Raw genomic sequence first — 16,192 nt, forward strand, 5'->3', positions numbered from 1 at the left:
AATGAAGCCCGTCATCCATTAGCCTCCATTTATTGCTCTTTTCAGTTGGTTCTGAATCATTCTATTTAATTGTAACGAAGTTTTTTAGTTTTTCAACTGTCTTTTCACCGATACCAGAGATCTCCTGCAAGTCTTCCACTTTCTGGAATGATCCGTTTTCTTCTCTAAATCGAATGATTTCTTGCGCCTTGACTGATCCGATCCCAGGAATCTGCTGGAGTTCTGAGGGACTGGCTGTATTGATATTTATTTTTGAAGGCTCGGTATCTGCTGTAGACTGTTTTCCTTCGGGGGATGCTGACTGATTAAGATGTTCCGGCGGCTCTTCACCTACAGCAGGGATATATAGGACTTGCTGATCTTCTATCTTCGCAGAAAAGTTGATTCGATCGCTATCCGCTTCTTCTAATAATCCTCCTGCGCGCTTTAGTACATCATAGACCCGTTCTTCTGAAGAAAATGAATAGATACCAGGCTCCTTCACACTTCCTTTGATATCGGTATACATAACCTTTGGACGAGCATCCTCTTCTACAGTATTTCCTTCAGGCAATTGATTTTCTTCACTGGAACTAAATGGAGAAAGTATTTCTTTTGCAGCGATTTCTTCTGGTTCTCTATGAAATAACAGATTTGACAATAAAAAACCACTGACTATACAAAAAATAAGAACTACCGTAGACATAAAAACGATTAACTTAGGGGAGGTGAGTATTTTCTTGTTGATTTTTTCTATCATTATTTCTTTTTACAAAGAATGATCAGTAAAAACCATTCATTTCTCCTTTCATTTGAAATCGAAGAAACAATGTGCTCTGACAAAATCGTCCCTTCAACATCTAATTACGTCAATTTTTTCTTTTTTTTTAGCAGAAAGATATTTTGACGAAAAAAAAGGATTGTGACAGAAAATATGTCACAATCCCTTATTCAAAATAAATAGTAGTCAATTAGCTCAAAAGCTTGCATCTGCAGTAAATAAATCCAAACAAAAGAGGAGAAGCTGTTTTTGCGTAGCTATTCTTATTACTTGATACAGAGTAGCTTTTTCACAATTTTTTTAATTGGTTCATTTCATTTTCTCTAGATAGTCAAGCGCATCTTGTACTGTTTTTACTGGTACGATTTTCATAGAGGAATTCAATTTTTTGGCAGCGGCTTTTGCTTCTTCATAGTTGGTTTTTATTTCAGGATATTCTTTCTTAACATCGTCTGAGATCGTATCATCTGGTGCAAAGAAAATCTCTACACCGGCTTTATCCGCGCTTGCTACTTTTTTATCGATTCCTCCGATTCGGCCGACTTCTCCTTCGCTGTTGATCGTTCCAGTTCCGGCAATTTGCTTACCATGTCGCAAATTTTTACCAGTGACCTGTTCATAGATTTCTAAAGTGAACATCAATCCTGCTGACGGCCCACCAATAGAGCCAGAATTAATGCGAACATCTGTATCTGATTCGATCTCTGTATGATCAGTAAGTGTGATGCCTATTCCTGCCTTTTTATCTGTTGGCAACTCAATCAGATCACCAGAAGCTGTTTTTTCTTCACCATTATGCAAATAACTGATTTCGATTGTTTGTCCAACTTTTTGGCTTTTTACATAATCCATAAATGCTTCTGTACTTTGAAAGCTTTTGCCGTCTACTTTTGTTACTGTATCTCCTACTGAAAGCTTGCCAAAAAAGTTCGATGTCTTCTCTACGCTCATGACATATACGCCTTTGAATTCCATTTTATAAGGCTTGCCTGCAAGCTTCAACGCTTGTTCGATTGCTGCGTTTTGGGAAGAATCCATATAATACTGTTGCATTTGATTATATTCTTCATTTGTTGCCCCACCAGTCAATTCTTCTTTACTAATCAATTCTTCAAAGGGGGCTAGTTTAGCCTTTAGAGCCAAAAATCCGGTAGCTTGCCTGATACCGACGGATGTAAGAGAGAAAGAGCCAGAACCTTTGTCTTCTTTGTCATTGACTGTAATTAATTCTTTCAGATCAATCGTTGCTCCTGGTGATTCCACATAATATGGCAGAGGAACTACTACAAATCCGATGATCAACATTCCAAATATGATAATCAGTACTGTTTTGAACCATTGTTTAGCTTTCATTTGATTCACGCTTTCCAGCTAGAGCTTCGTTGATAACTGGCGGTAAATAACTGCTCACGTCTCCACCAAAGTGCAGTACTTCTTTTAAAATACTGGAACTGACATGGCTATATTCTGGTTTTGCCAATAAGAACACCGTTTCCAATTCCTCGTTTAGATGATGGTTCATCTGAGCGATTTCTCGTTCATATTCGAAGTCTTTGATACTCCGTATTCCTCTGACCAAGGCATCCGCGCCGATTTCTTTTGCCGTTTCCACTGTCAATTGATTTTCCTGATGTATGACTTTTACATTAGGAAGATGTGCCACAGCTTTTGCAATCAATGTCATTCTTTCTTCTGGAGGAAACAAACTGTTCTTTGAAGTATTGATAAAAACACCAATTACCACCTCATCGAATAATTTAGCCGCACGCTCCACTGTATCTAAGTGTCCTTTTGTAAAAGGATCAAAACTTCCTGGGAATAATGCACGTTTCATCATTTTCCCTCTTTTCTATAGATAGTCACAGCTGTTATGCCATAAATCTGTTTTCTTATTTGATGAAATCCAGCCACAGATTCTGGCAATTCGACTGTTTTATCCGTTTCGCATACGATAACTGCGGTTTTAGAAAAAAGTCCCAGTTCTTCCATTTTATGGATTTGATCAATGATTTTTTGTTTTGCATACGGCGGATCAAGAAACAAGTAATCAAATTGTTGTTTCTCTGTTGCTAGCCGTTCGATTGCTTTGTCCGCATCAAGTTTTATTGTGGTAAACTTCTCTGGTTCTTTCGTAATCTCGATGTTTTCTTTAATGATTTTTAGCGCTTGGTAATTTTTGTCTACGCATACTGCATGACTACAGCCTCTGGATACGGCTTCGATAGCTAAACCTCCGCTTCCTGCAAACAGATCCAATACTGTCTCTCCATCAAAATAGGGTCCAATCATATTGAATATGGATTCTTTTACTTTATCTGTAGTTGGTCTGGTATTCGCCCCTGCTAAACTTTTTAAGCGGCGTCCGCCATAATTTCCTGATATTATCCGCATCTACTCACTCCTTAGAAATGGTACTGGTACTAGTATACCAAAAAAAAGACAAAAAAATACTTGGACAATGATCAATTTTTGATAGTTGTCCAAGTTATTTTTCTATTAAAAAACTGCTCATAAGAGATTTTTAAAGATGTTCAGCTAATCGGATTTCTGTATTCAGCTCTTCGATTTCGAAACCTTCTTCTTTTAATACCGTTTTATTACCTATTTTATCAGCAAAATTCATTTCGATATCTGGTCGGTAAGAACGTTCTACGTTTCGAACAAAATGTAATTTACGGATTCGTTCTTCTGTCTCTTCAAATGTCTCTTCATTCAAGTAAAGAACGACATATTTCATTTTTCTTGAGACATAATGCAACAAGCCGAACTTTTTTAGATTCTTTAATTGTTTTAAGCTGTAGACCCATACGATCAGCCCGCGTCGTTTTATTATTTCAAATTCACTATTGTCAACTTGCATGACAATTCCCTCCGCATCCAAAGTGTTTTTTCGTTTCAAAGAACGGACTACCTGCATCTACCTTGATTTCATTAGAAACTTCTTCAGCAAGTGCTTGGACAATTTGATCCAACAGACTTTGTAACTGTGTTTCACTATACCTAAAAGCTGCGACATGCTCATTCAGATCAAGCTGTCTTTTTGCTTTTCGAAGAGCACGTTTTTTTTCACGGTAATCAGGTGCATATTCACCGTATGCCGCTACATTTTCAAACACCTTTTTCTGCGACAGGAACGCTTCTTTTAATTGGCAGACTTCTGCAGATTCTTTCATTGATTGTTTATGTTTGAAATAAGAAGCCATCGTTTTACTCTTTTTTATCATTTCAGCGACTCGGAGGCATTGATCCTCCAGTTGAAACAGCTCTTCATTAACGATCACTGCTATCACTACTTTCTTCGTTTTCTTCTTGCAATAAGACTAACATATTTTCTTTAGAAAAAGCAATGCCTAATGAATCCGTTCCCGGATCCATAAAGCGGTCATGATTATATGGATCGCTGTACCAATATAAAAACGAAAAAGTAGCGTCGATTGCTGGATGAATAAACAGTCCACTAGTATTTTCTAATTTCTGTTTACTGATTAACTTCTCCAATTCATCATTCGTCAAGGAAAATTTCGTTATCGTTTGTCCACTACCTAGCGATTTTTGCCAATCAGCCATACGTTCGTCTGACAAGATTTCTTCAGGCTTTGTCAAGAAATCATGTAGCAGCAGCCGACTGTGGTTTTGAAAGGCAAGTGGTTGGTTGTATATAGGAAGTTCGTCTTCTCTTCTAAGCATGTTTAGTAAAGTCGTACTTTTTCGTTCTTTACCGCGATTGATCGATTCCCAGTCAGCCGATTTATCTGCTTCATAATGTGGGAGACCTTCACCAAACACTTGATACGGTAAAAGTTTCAAAAGACTATCTTTATCTAAATATACAACTGAAAACAGACCGTTAGTTGTTTGATCAAAAAACAAAATAGCAAAAGTGTCGTTATCAAAAGCAATCAGTGGACGATAATTCATATCCTCTTCCATCAGTTCGATTCCAACTTCTGTGTCATGATACTCAAAAGTGAAATTAGTATAGATAGTCGTGAGCTTTGTTAGGTCCTGCATCGTCATCCCTAAATAAAACGGCGTGATATCAGCAGGTCCTGTTTGCAGTACTTTAACAGTTGTGACCATGCTATCTTGGACATTCACTTCAAAAGTGAGATGACTGGCTTTGTTTTCATAATATCTTGTTTCAAAACCAAACCCACTAGTTAATCGATCATAGGATGGTCCAAAATCTTTTTCTAGCTGTTCGATCGGTTTTCCAATATAAGTAGAAAAACCAGTTGCTTTAAGCTCCTGGTATTTCCACGTTGTCATTTGATTTGAGAGTTGTTGATCAGAGTTTTCCTTCACTTCAAGTTTTGGCGGGAACAAGACTGGTTCCATATAGAATGCCGCAATAACTAATAGCAGAATCAGCCAAAACAAACCCAGTCTTTTCATATTTCCCCACCTTTCACTTATTATTTTTCAGTCACTTCAATCAAAAGGTCGCCAGATGAAATCGTGTCTCCTGAAGATACATATACATGTGCGACTTCTCCGTCAAAACGTGCTTCGATGGCTGTTTCCATTTTCATTGCTTCAGTAATCATCAACGTGTCGCCTTTTTTGACGTTATCCCCTTTTTTCACTAATACATCAAGCACAGAACCAGACATCGTTGCTCCGATTTGTTCTCGATTTGTTGGTTCAGCTTTCAATCGAGTTTGGACCGCACTGATGATTGAATTATCTTTGATAGTGATTTCACGTCTTTGCCCATTCAAATTGAAGAACAGTACGCGATTTCCTTCGATATCGGGTTCTCCGATTTCATCTAAACGAATGATAAGCGTTTTTCCACGTTCGATTTGTACATTGATTGTTTCACCTAAACGTATCCCTTGGAAGAATGTTGGTGTATCCAGTAATGTAACATCGCCAAATTGATTGTACGCTTTTTGATAGTCCAAAAAGACTTGCGGATACATCAAATAACTTAATACTTCGTCTTGTTTTGGTTCATAGCCGATTTTTTCTGCCAATTCTTTTTTCACTTCGTTGAAATCGACTGATTTCGCCAATAGACCTGGACGTTCACTCAACGCGGGTCTGCCCTTAAGAATGATCTTTTGCAGTTTTTCAGGAAATCCGCCGACTGGTTGCCCTAGTTCTCCTTGGAAGAAAGTTACTACAGATTCAGGGAAACTTAGTGTTTCGCCTTTTTCATAGATGTCTTCTTCTGTGAGATCATTTTGGACCATGAATAGTGCCATATCTCCTACGACTTTAGATGATGGAGTTACTTTAACGATATCGCCAAACATCAAATTGACAGTATGGTACATTTGTTTGATTTCATCCCAGCGATGACCTAGTCCGACAGCTTTTGCCTGTTGCTGCAGATTCGAATACTGTCCTCCTGGCATCTCATGCATATATACTTCTGTTTCAGGAGCATTCAAGCCATTTTCAAATGGTTTGTAATACATACGCACATCTTCCCAATAATGGTTCAATTTCTGTGCATTTTCAATTGTGATTTCTGGCAGCCGTGGCCCATTGACCAGCGCATAATACAAGCTGCTCATGCTAGGCTGACTCGTGTTCCCACTCATTGCACTCATTGCTACGTCAACGATATCTACTCCTGCTTTTGAAGCAGCGGAATAAGTGATAATCCCGTTTCCACTAGTATCATGAGTATGCAGATGGATTGGCAGATCCGTCGTTTCTTTCAATTCACTAATCAAGCGATAAGCTGCTTGCGGTTTAAGCAATCCAGCCATATCTTTGATTGCAATGATATGCGCACCCAATTGTTCTAGTTCTTTTGCCATGTCTTTATAATACTGAACATTGTATTTTGCTCGGCTTGGATCGTTGATATCGCCAGTATAGCAGATAGCTGCCTCTGCGATTTTACCAGTATCCCGTACAGCTTGGATACTTTTTTCCATTTGAGGAGTCCAGTTCAGACTATCAAAGATTCGGAAAACATCAATCCCTTGTGCTGCTGCTTCTTTGACAAATTCCACCAGTACATTGTCAGGATAATTAGAATACCCAACGGCATTTGATCCCCTGAAAAGCATTTGCAGCAATGTATTAGGCATTAAAGAACGGATTTTTCTCAATCGTTGCCAAGGATCTTCATTCAAAAAGCGGTAAGCCACATCAAATGTTGCTCCCCCCCACATCTCACTTGAAAAGAGTTCAGGAAGACCTTCTCCCGTTAAGCGTGCAATCTGCTTGAAATCCTTTGTCCGAACACGAGTTGCTAGCAGACTTTGATGGGCGTCTCTAAATGTCGTATCCGTCAACAATAAATTTTCCTGTCCTTTGATCCATTCGACCAAAGCATCGGCACCATTTGCATCTAAGACGTTCTTAGCCGTTACGTAATCAGTTCTTGTGATTAGATCTTTAGGCATACGTGGTTCTTCATAGAATGGTTTTTCGCCACTTTCGATACCTGGAAAACCATTGACAGTAATTTCACCGATATATTTCATCGTTTTATTTCCGCGGTCTCGTAGTCGAGGAAATTCAAATAATGTTGCTGTACTATCGATAAAAGTTGTTTTTGCATTTCCTGATTGGAATTCAGGATGTGTGATGACATTTAGCATAAATGGAATATTTGTTTTTACTCCACGGATCCTGAATTCTTTCAAGCAACGTTCCATTTTCTGAATGGCTGTTTCAAAAGTAGCGCCATGCGTACATACTTTTACTAACAATGAATCAAAATACGGCGTCACCACATAGCCAGCGTAAGCATTCCCTACATCCAGACGTACGCCAAATCCGCCAGGTGAACGATACGTATCGATTTTTCCTGTGTCTGGTAAAAAGTTATTCAACGGGTCTTCCGTAGTGATTCGGCATTGAATAGCTGACCCATTCAATTTGATTTCTTCTTGCTGAGGCAATCCGATTTCTTTATGCAAATCTAGCCCTTGGGCAATCAATAGTTGCGTTGTCACGATATCAATATCTGTAATCATTTCTGTGATCGTATGTTCCACTTGGACGCGAGGATTGACTTCGATAAAGTAAAAATCATCTCCTTCAACAAGAAATTCTACCGTACCCGCATTGACATACCCAACATGTTTCATCAATTGGACAGCTGCCTGACAAATTTTTTGACGTTGCTGTTCGTTCATAGAGACACAAGGCGCTACTTCTACTACTTTTTGGTGGCGACGCTGAACAGAACAGTCTCTTTCGAAAAGATGGATGACGTTTCCATGTGTGTCACCAAGAATCTGTACTTCGATATGCTTAGGATTGGCGATGTATTTTTCAACATACACTTCATCGCTACCAAAGGCAGCTTTTGCTTCGCTTTTTGCACGTTCGTAACCTTCTCTTGCACTCTTTTCATCATGAGCCACACGCATTCCGCGACCTCCGCCGCCTAGAGCTGCCTTGATCATAATCGGATAACCGAATCGTTCAGCAAATTCCAATGCATCGTCTACAGAAGCGATTGGACCATCTGTACCTGGAATTGAGGCAATTCCTGCTTCGATGGCTGCAGCTTTTGCTTTGATTTTATCTCCAAAAATATCCAAATGATGCAGTTTGGGTCCAACAAAAGTGATGCCCTCTTCCTCGCACCGTTGCGCAAAATTCAAGTTTTCCGATAAAAGACCATAACCAGGATGAATGGCATCAGCCCCGCATTCTTTCGCGATCGAGATGATTCCTTCAATATCTAGGTACGCATCAATCGGTTTTTTTCCTTGTCCTACTAAATATGCTTCGTCCGCTTTAAAACGGTGTACGGAATATTCATCTTCTTCTGCATAGATTCCAACAGTTTTAATTCCTAATTCTGTACAAGCACGAAATACACGTACAGCGATTTCACCCCTGTTAGCAACTAAAACTTTTTTCATCGAACCACTCCTACATCTTTTTTTATTATAAACCTAAGCTCTTGCGTTTTTCATCCGCACTAATGTTAAGGACAAAGCCGACACAGATCGAAAGCATCAGCAAACTGGATCCTCCTTGACTTAAGAATGGGAATGTAATCCCTGTCAGAGGAATGACACCAGTGATTCCTCCCAGATTGACAAACACTTGGATCAAAAACATTGCGCCGATCCCAATGCACAAAAGCGAATTGAACGGATCTCTTGAACGAATCCCTACAAGAATAATGCGCACGATCATAAAGAATAGCAACGCTAATATCAAAATCCCCATAATCACTCCGAGCTCTTCCACTACGATTGCATAGATAAAATCGGTTTGTGCTTCTTGTAAAAATCCCTTTTTCTGGATACTGTTACCTAACCCTCTGCCAAATAACCCGCCATTGAACATGGCATAGTAGCCGTTAACTAATTGATGGCCTTTATTTAATTCATCCGAGAAAGGATTTTGGTAAATAGCAAAGCGATTATAGATATACTGTAAACGCCCAGGCAAGATTTTTCCGTTTGTAATATTGATTAGCCAAATCGTAAAAGTACTTAAACAAAAACCGCCTACTCCTACAATCAAAGTATACACATAATTGACTCCGCTGGCTAAAAGCAGAACCAAAATAATCAAAAAGATAACTGCCGCATTCCCAAAATCGGGAAGGATAGCGACCAAAGCAGTCAGTCCGATAACCATTGCAAGTGGACGTTTTACAGTCCCTAGGAAATCTTTTTGTACACTGTTTTGCCTTTTTGATAAAGTCAGAGACAGATACCAGATAGAAATAATCTTTAGGTATTCGGCAGGTTGGATCGAAAATCCTGCAATTTGAAGCCAACCTTTTGCACCATTGATTTCTTTACCGAAAAACACAACGATTAGCAGCAAAATCGTCAAAACTGCGATGGCTGCCATGATTAAACGCTGGTTTTTCAAAACATCTGTTTTCATTTTGTAGAGTAGTGCGATAGCAATCAAGCTGAGCACCCAAAAAATACTTTGGTTAATGACTGATGCGGACGGATTTTGTCCGTTTTCTAATAATAGATACGACGTAGAACTATATACCATGATCAAACCCAAAACACATAAAATCAAATAGGGAATCAAGATACTATAGTCTAATAGATGCCTTTTTTTTACTTTCTTAGGCAAGTCTATTCCTCCTTGCCAACTTCTTTTTTATCATAATTTTCTTGGTAAACCTCACTGTATAACTGATTCAATTCTCGTTCCAGCTCACTTAACATCAGCTGCCCCTCGTTTTTTTCGATTACTCCTATACGAACAGCAAACCCGACTTGCTGGGAGAAACCGTACATCTGTGTATCTACCACTTCTTCGAAGGCTTTGCATTGCGAGATACAGAGACTGTTATTTTGGTTTCGGATTAATCGTTTGATCCGTTCTGCTTCATCATTTAATACTTGGATCGCAAGTTTTTTCGACAAAGAATCCATCTGTGCTTACCTCCCGTTCTAATTCCTCAATTATAACATATTTCATTTTCATAGGGAGCAAAAAAACAGATTTAACCAGTTGTTTTTATTCATTTTTACGTAATGGTCCTTCTTGCTTATCCAGAACATTAGGATCCATATTTTTTATCCGAGATAAAAAGGCTTCTCCGTATTTATCAAGCTTGCTTTGACCAACTCCCTTTATCTGAAGCATCTCCAGTCTGCTTGATGGACGTATTCGGCTCATTTCTTTCAAGGTGGAATCTGAAAATACGACATACGGGGGAACGCCTGCTTCTGATGCTAGATCCGTTCGAAGTTCCCGCAACACTTCAAATAGTGTATCGGTCTCTTCATCCGACAGCTGCTGGACTTTCTTGGGTTCCTTTCGATAAACAGCTTCTTGTCCTTTTAATACTTGGATCCCTCTTTCTGTTACTTTCAAGATAGGATATTCTCCATTAACGGTCAGAAGATAGCCATTCGATATCAAATATTCAATCAACTGCATCGTTTCTTTTTGCGATTGATTTTTCATCAGTCCATAGGTAGATAAACGTTCAAACCCTAAGGCTCGCAGCTTTTGTTCTTTCGATCCTGCTAAGACTTTCATTAGCATCTGCTTGCCATAATTCTCCCCCATACGTTTCAAACAAGAAAGGACCATCTGTGCTTGTGTCGTTACTTCTACTATTTCTCTATCATCTAAACAGTTACCACAACGATTGCACGGACTGCTTGTCTCGCCAAAATAGTTTAGGATGTATTGCTGAAGACAGGATTCTATATACGCGTATTCTGTCATCGCTTTTAATTTTTCATATTCTTTTTGCTTTTGCTCCTCTTCTCTTTGGGACTGCTGGATAAAAAACTTTTGGACCTGAGTATCTTGAGGAGCGAAAAGCAGGATGGCTTCACTGGAAAGACCATCTCTTCCCGCACGACCAGCTTCCTGATAGTATGCTTCTAGAGAGCCAGGGATTTGATAATGGACAACAAAACGGACATTGCTTTTATTTATGCCCATGCCGAATGCATTGGTCGCTACGATTAGCTGTAAGCGATCGTATAAAAAGGCCTCTTGCATTGCCGTTCGTTCATTCTCATTTAGGCCACCATGATATCTGCCTATAGAAAATCCAAATTTTTTAAGCAAATGATAGATTCGGTCTACTTCTTTTCTCGTCGCTGCATAAATAATACCAGATTGATTTTTGTTGATTTTCAAATACTCGACTAGATACTGTTCTTTTTTTTGGTCTTTCACTACTTGAAAGCGGAGATTTTCCCGTTCAAAACCAGTCTGGATGTGATTGCCGTCAGGGATTTTTAAAAGTCGTTTTATGTCAGCGGCTACTTGTATAGTTGCTGTAGCTGTCAGTGCAACAATAACAGGTCGATTTGGCAGTTGATTTAGCTGTTTCGCCATTTGTAAATAACTTGGACGGAAATCATGCCCCCACTGAGAGATACAATGCGCCTCGTCAATGGCAATCATACAGACGTTCCATCGATTCATCGCTTGAATGAAATCCGGCATGATAAAACGTTCTGGAGCAATATAAAGTAAACGATACTGCTGCCTATCGATTTCTTGGAAGCGCCTAGCTGTTTCGTAACCATCTAACGAGCTATTGATAAAAGTGGCGGGTATACCTAATTGATTTGCTGCATCCACCTGATCCTTCATCAGAGAGATCAAAGGGGATACAACCACAGTAAGCCCATCTAATAGTAAAGATGGAAGCTGGTAACAGATTGATTTCCCACTTCCGGTAGGCATGATCCCTAATACATTTTCCTGATCAATGACTTTCTGGATAATTTCTTTTTGACCAGGTCTAAACTTATCATAACCAAAGTATTGTTTTAATAAGTCGTTCATCTTCCCGCTCCTTTCCCTTGCCATTTTACTTCGGTTTTCACCGAAGGACAAGTCGGCCCTCTCGTGAAACATAAGTGCGATATGAAACAAAAACACGTCGGAGTTAAGTTCTTTAAAAGTCTTTAAAATGTCTTTTGGCGTATTTTCTGAATTTATGTCCATTGACAACGATGACTTCTCCACAGAAATGAGTTGGACAAAAAAAGAAACCAGCTATTTTTTATAACAAGCTGGTTTCTCTCTTCATCCTTTTACAGATTATTTTTTCTTTTTAGATGCTTTTTCACGAGCATTTTTCTCTAAAATTTGTTTTCTCAAGCGAATGCTTTCTGGTGTTACTTCGCAATATTCATCATCATTCAAGAATTCCAAAGATTCTTCCAACGTCAATTGTTTTGGTTTTTTGATGACAGATGTTTGGTCTTTAGTAGCAGACCGTACGTTTGTCATTTGTTTTGCTTTCGTGATGTTGACAGTCAAATCATTATCACGGCTGTTTTCTCCGATAATCATTCCTTCATATACTTCTGTACCTGGTTCTACGAAGACTGTACCGCGTTCTTCGATACTCATGATAGAATAGGTCGTTGCTTTACCGGTATCGATTGAAACAAGCGCACCTTGGTGACGTCCACCGATTTGACCAGGAAGCATTGGCAAATATTGATCAAAAGTATGGTTCATGATTCCGTAACCGCGCGTCATTGAAAGGAATTCAGTTGAATAACCGATCAAACCACGGGCAGGGGTCAAGAATGTCAAACGGATTTGTCCGTTTCCTGTATGGACCATATCTTGCATTTCACCTTTACGTAAGCTCAAGGATTCGATGACACTACCCATGTATTCTTCTGGTGTGTCGATTTGTACGCGTTCAAACGGTTCGCATTTTACACCATCGATTTCTTTTTCAATAACTTCTGGACGAGATACTTGCAATTCGTATCCTTCACGACGCATGTTTTCAATCAAGATAGACAAATGCAATTCTCCACGACCAGAAACAGTCCAAGCATCTGGAGAGTTTGTTGGTTCAACTCGTAAAGATACATCTGTTTGAAGTTCTGCCATCAAACGTTCTTCAATTTTACGAGCAGTTACATATTTACCTTCACGACCGGCAAATGGTGAATTATTAACTAAGAAAGTCATTTGCAATGTTGGTTCGTCAATGTGAAGGATAGGTAACGCATCTTGATGATCCACAGGAGTAACTGTTTCACCGACAAAGATGTCTTCCATACCTGAGACAGCAATCAAGTCTCCAGCTTTTGCTTCTTGAATCTCTAGACGTTTTAGTCCAAAGAAACCAAATAATTTCGTTACACGGAATTTCTTAACTGTTCCGTCTAATTTAATTAATGCTACTTGGTCGCCTACTTTGATTGTTCCTCTAAATACACGTCCGATTCCGATACGACCTACATAATCGTTGTAGTCAAGTAATGAAACTTGGAATTGTAATGGTTCGTCGCTATTATCGACAGGAGCAGGAATTTTTTCAATGATCGTGTCAAAAATAGGTGCCATTGTTGGTTCTTGATCTGCAGGGTCGTCTGATAAGCTTGACGTACCATTCAGTGCAGACGCATAAATCACAGGAAAGTCTAACTGATCATCATCTGCTCCCAATTCGATGAATAGTTCAAGTACTTCATCAACGACATGCTCAGGACGAGCAGAAGGTTTGTCAATCTTGTTTACGACAACGATTGGTGTGATATGTTGTTCCAATGCTTTTTTCAATACAAAACGTGTTTGAGGCATTGTTCCTTCATATGCATCTACGACCAACACGACGCCGTCAACCATTTTCATGATCCGTTCTACTTCGCCACCGAAGTCCGCGTGTCCTGGAGTATCCATGATATTTACGCGAATTCCTTTATAGTCTACAGCTGTGTTTTTGGCTAAAATCGTGATACCACGTTCTTTTTCTAGCGCATTTGAGTCCATCGCACGTTCTTGCAATTGTGTATGTGCGTCTAATGTATCTGATTGTTTTAACAGTTCATCAACTAATGTTGTTTTTCCGTGGTCAACGTGGGCAATAATTGCGACGTTACGGATATCGTTTCTATAATTCAATGTAACTAACTCCTTTTTTATTGGTTCTTTATGACAGGGCAAATTTTACTCGACTGCTAATTATAGCAGACTTTTTTCATGAAATATAGTAAAATGTTTTCATTTTTTCGAGAAAATTAATCTTTTGCCCGTTTTTATCATCTTTGTGAATGTTTTCTACCTTTTTTCAGCCTTCTTTTTTCAAAAGGTCTGCGATTTCTGCATATGCACAAGGAGTCCCTGCTAAATAGTATTCCCTTTTATCAAAGGTCAATGGAGTGCCAAAAAGACCGCTTGTTACCATACCAAACTCTTCCAATAAGACATTTCCCGCTGCATAATCCCAAGGACTGAGGTTCGAAATGTAAGCAATATGGTTTCCTTTCAAGATTGCGGCTAGTTCAAGACCTGCACACCCGTACATACGTGTTCCCATGCTGCTTTCCGCAATCTCTCGGATTCCATATTTATTATGACCGAAAAGATAGCTATTCACACCAAGTAAGCCTTCTGATAAAGATTTATTTGCTGGTTTAGGCATTGGTTTATCATTTTTGTAAACACCTATTCCTTTTCCACCCCAAAAAAGCTCATTTCTCATGACGTCATAAATGAAACCAAGTTTTCCAACGCCGGATTCATAAACAGCGAGCATGATACAAAAATTTTCCCCTTCAATCACGAAATTCAATGTGCCATCAATAGGATCAATGATAAAGACTCTTCCATCAAGATCTGCTAGTTGATTATACCCTTCTTCTTCTGCCAATATTTTCGCCTCTGAATCATAGGAATGGATTTTTTCGATTAGAAAATTCTGGATGTTACGGTCAACATTTGTCACTAGATCCGTTCGATTTGATTTTTGCGAGATCGTTAATGTTTGTTGAGAAGATTGGATTTTCTCACCAGCTTCTTCTAGCCAGGATTTGATATGATCAATCATCTGTTCCATTTATCTCACCCGTTCATTCTCAAAGTTTTGTTTGGATTTTTTTTTGCTTGCTGCACTGTACGATATAAGGAGTACCCGGAAGCTTTCTCAAATTCCCGACCCAATCGTTTTTCTTCTCCGATGGATTTGACAACTGTTTTGAACTGCTGATAGGTCTTCAAAAAATCTTCATTGTTTATCCCTTTTTCGTTCGCACGTTCCAGATCTTCCCACATCTTCATTACAATGACCATTTCATCTGTTGTCCAGTCTAAATCAAGTGGATACTGATATTCTTGCATCTTCAACTCTCCTATTTCATATTCTTCTTTAGTGTAGCATAGGAGACGGTAATAAACCAAGAAGTAGTCGTATCACAAGTTTACATAATTAAATTATTGATAATAAAAAAGAAATAAAAAAGGAGACTGAAAACTTACTCCTTTTTATCATTCTTATCTATTATTGAGTTTCTTCGTATTAATTCCAAAAAAACTTGATTTATCTTAGATGATCACGTGTAAGATTGCTTGTTTTTCTACTCTTGGCGAGTAATTGAGAGTTAATCACTCGGATTGTCTGGCCGTTTTTGTTTTTTTCTTCCATTTGACGTTCTGCTTTCCTTCTTAGCCTTTCTTGTACTCCATTATTTATAAAAATTTTTTCTTCATTGATAAGTTTATCAAAGCTAGGGTTCATGATTTCACGAAGGGTATGATCTTGATTTTTAGCGTATGTTTCCCATAATGTATTACTTGCTTCTATATCAGATTGTTCTCTAAGCGCTATAATCGTATTTTTTTTATACCAAATCAATTCAGAATCATCTGCAAATACTACTTGGCTTCGTTCAATTCCTTTACCTTTACGCTCAAGTACCTCGAGCAAAGAAGGTCCATCGATATTAGCATTTCGGAGCATGATAGTTTCAATCTTTGCGTATTTCTCGGAATCTGCGTCAAACAAATCAGACAAATGATCAAAGAAGCGCTCTTCAGTTCTACGAATCAATTGTCTAATCTGTTCTATTTGTGGTTGTTGATCAAGTGATAACGATGGGTCAATTTGGATGCTTGCGCCTACCTCAGTTCCTGGAATTTTCATTTCTAACTTCCTTCTTTCCCATTTGATGGATACATTACTCAAATATTTCTGTTTATTTTTTATGATATCAGTTTATGTAATAAAAATACGTACCATTATTTTCC

General features: G+C 38.7%; 15 protein-coding genes. All 15 read right to left on the bottom strand.

Annotation, left to right across the window (positions count from 1 at the left end; all coding sequences use genetic code 11):
* Positions 1 to 61 precede the first annotated feature (61 nt).
* The gene (locus FTX43_RS11740) at positions 62 to 640 is read right to left on the bottom strand and encodes a helix-hairpin-helix domain-containing protein (protein ID WP_225479099.1); all 579 of its coding nucleotides are present in this window, start codon (positions 638 to 640) and stop codon (positions 62 to 64) included.
* Between the two features lie 429 nt (positions 641 to 1,069).
* Entirely contained in the window at positions 1,070 to 2,113 is a 1,044-nt protein-coding gene (locus tag FTX43_RS11745) for a SepM family pheromone-processing serine protease (RefSeq protein WP_002309443.1), read from the bottom strand.
* Entirely contained in the window at positions 2,103 to 2,594 is a 492-nt protein-coding gene (coaD, locus tag FTX43_RS11750; protein WP_002309444.1) for a pantetheine-phosphate adenylyltransferase, read from the bottom strand. The genes FTX43_RS11745 and coaD overlap by 11 nt, the downstream gene beginning before the upstream one ends.
* Complete coding sequence (rsmD, locus tag FTX43_RS11755; protein WP_002309445.1) at positions 2,594 to 3,151, bottom strand: 16S rRNA (guanine(966)-N(2))-methyltransferase RsmD; 558 nt, start codon at positions 3,149 to 3,151, stop codon at positions 2,594 to 2,596. Before rsmD ends, coaD begins: the two co-directional genes overlap by 1 nt.
* Positions 3,152 to 3,281: 130 nt before the next feature.
* Positions 3,282 to 3,620 (bottom strand): YlbG family protein, encoded by a 339-nt coding sequence (locus FTX43_RS11760; protein ID WP_002309446.1) that lies wholly within the window; start codon positions 3,618 to 3,620, stop codon positions 3,282 to 3,284.
* Entirely contained in the window at positions 3,610 to 4,050 is a 441-nt protein-coding gene (locus FTX43_RS11765; RefSeq protein WP_002335024.1) for a YlbF family regulator, read from the bottom strand. The genes FTX43_RS11760 and FTX43_RS11765 overlap by 11 nt, the downstream gene beginning before the upstream one ends.
* Positions 4,031 to 5,155 carry a CAP-associated domain-containing protein gene (locus FTX43_RS11770; protein ID WP_073490573.1) on the bottom strand — a complete coding sequence of 375 codons (1,125 nt, stop codon included), beginning with the start codon at positions 5,153 to 5,155 and terminating at the stop codon, positions 4,031 to 4,033. The genes FTX43_RS11765 and FTX43_RS11770 overlap by 20 nt, the downstream gene beginning before the upstream one ends.
* A 20-nt stretch (positions 5,156 to 5,175) precedes the next feature.
* Positions 5,176 to 8,604 (bottom strand): pyruvate carboxylase, encoded by a 3,429-nt coding sequence (locus FTX43_RS11775; protein ID WP_073490572.1) that lies wholly within the window; start codon positions 8,602 to 8,604, stop codon positions 5,176 to 5,178.
* A 25-nt stretch (positions 8,605 to 8,629) separates the two neighbouring features.
* A complete protein-coding gene (locus FTX43_RS11780; RefSeq protein WP_002309450.1) occupies positions 8,630 to 9,793 on the bottom strand; it encodes an FtsW/RodA/SpoVE family cell cycle protein in 1,164 nt (387 codons plus the stop codon).
* A 2-nt stretch (positions 9,794 to 9,795) separates the two neighbouring features.
* Complete coding sequence (locus FTX43_RS11785; protein WP_002292202.1) at positions 9,796 to 10,098, bottom strand: YlaN family protein; 303 nt, start codon at positions 10,096 to 10,098, stop codon at positions 9,796 to 9,798.
* Between the two features lie 85 nt (positions 10,099 to 10,183).
* Positions 10,184 to 11,983 carry a DNA helicase RecQ gene (recQ, locus tag FTX43_RS11790; RefSeq protein ID WP_080491756.1) on the bottom strand — a complete coding sequence of 600 codons (1,800 nt, stop codon included), beginning with the start codon at positions 11,981 to 11,983 and terminating at the stop codon, positions 10,184 to 10,186.
* Positions 11,984 to 12,241: 258 nt separating this feature from the next.
* Positions 12,242 to 14,071: a translational GTPase TypA gene (gene typA / locus FTX43_RS11795; protein WP_002292204.1), complete on the bottom strand. Its 1,830-nt coding sequence runs from the start codon at positions 14,069 to 14,071 to the stop codon at positions 12,242 to 12,244.
* Between the two features lie 166 nt (positions 14,072 to 14,237).
* Positions 14,238 to 15,005 carry an inositol monophosphatase family protein gene (locus FTX43_RS11800; RefSeq protein WP_002313829.1) on the bottom strand — a complete coding sequence of 256 codons (768 nt, stop codon included), beginning with the start codon at positions 15,003 to 15,005 and terminating at the stop codon, positions 14,238 to 14,240.
* A gap of 5 nt (positions 15,006 to 15,010) precedes the next feature.
* Entirely contained in the window at positions 15,011 to 15,286 is a 276-nt protein-coding gene (locus tag FTX43_RS11805; RefSeq protein ID WP_002313830.1) for a UPF0223 family protein, read from the bottom strand.
* Positions 15,287 to 15,485: 199 nt separating this feature from the next.
* Positions 15,486 to 16,088, bottom strand: coding sequence for a hypothetical protein (locus tag FTX43_RS11810; protein ID WP_002309457.1), 603 nt, complete (start codon positions 16,086 to 16,088; stop codon positions 15,486 to 15,488).
* Between the last annotated feature and the right edge of the window lie 104 nt (positions 16,089 to 16,192).

The organism is Enterococcus sp. DA9 (assembly GCF_008000875.1).
In the GTDB taxonomy this organism is placed as follows: domain Bacteria; phylum Bacillota; class Bacilli; order Lactobacillales; family Enterococcaceae; genus Enterococcus_B; species Enterococcus_B lactis.

What these genes read in the sequence shown, in the direction of transcription:
- FTX43_RS11745 (WP_002309443.1), bottom strand. Translation starts at nt 2,113, where the DNA reads ATGAAAGCTAAACAATGGTTCAAAACAGTACTGATTATCATATTTGGA.
- coaD (WP_002309444.1), bottom strand. Translation starts at nt 2,594, where the DNA reads ATGAAACGTGCATTATTCCCAGGAAGTTTTGATCCTTTTACAAAAGGA.
- rsmD (WP_002309445.1), bottom strand. Translation starts at nt 3,151, where the DNA reads ATGCGGATAATATCAGGAAATTATGGCGGACGCCGCTTAAAAAGTTTA.
- FTX43_RS11760 (WP_002309446.1), bottom strand. Translation starts at nt 3,620, where the DNA reads ATGCAAGTTGACAATAGTGAATTTGAAATAATAAAACGACGCGGGCTG.
- FTX43_RS11770 (WP_073490573.1), bottom strand. Translation starts at nt 5,155, where the DNA reads ATGAAAAGACTGGGTTTGTTTTGGCTGATTCTGCTATTAGTTATTGCG.
- FTX43_RS11775 (WP_073490572.1), bottom strand. Translation starts at nt 8,604, where the DNA reads ATGAAAAAAGTTTTAGTTGCTAACAGGGGTGAAATCGCTGTACGTGTA.
- FTX43_RS11785 (WP_002292202.1), bottom strand. Translation starts at nt 10,098, where the DNA reads ATGGATTCTTTGTCGAAAAAACTTGCGATCCAAGTATTAAATGATGAA.
- recQ (WP_080491756.1), bottom strand. Translation starts at nt 11,983, where the DNA reads ATGAACGACTTATTAAAACAATACTTTGGTTATGATAAGTTTAGACCT.
- FTX43_RS11800 (WP_002313829.1), bottom strand. Translation starts at nt 15,005, where the DNA reads ATGGAACAGATGATTGATCATATCAAATCCTGGCTAGAAGAAGCTGGT.
- FTX43_RS11805 (WP_002313830.1), bottom strand. Translation starts at nt 15,286, where the DNA reads ATGCAAGAATATCAGTATCCACTTGATTTAGACTGGACAACAGATGAA.
- FTX43_RS11810 (WP_002309457.1), bottom strand. Translation starts at nt 16,088, where the DNA reads ATGAAAATTCCAGGAACTGAGGTAGGCGCAAGCATCCAAATTGACCCA.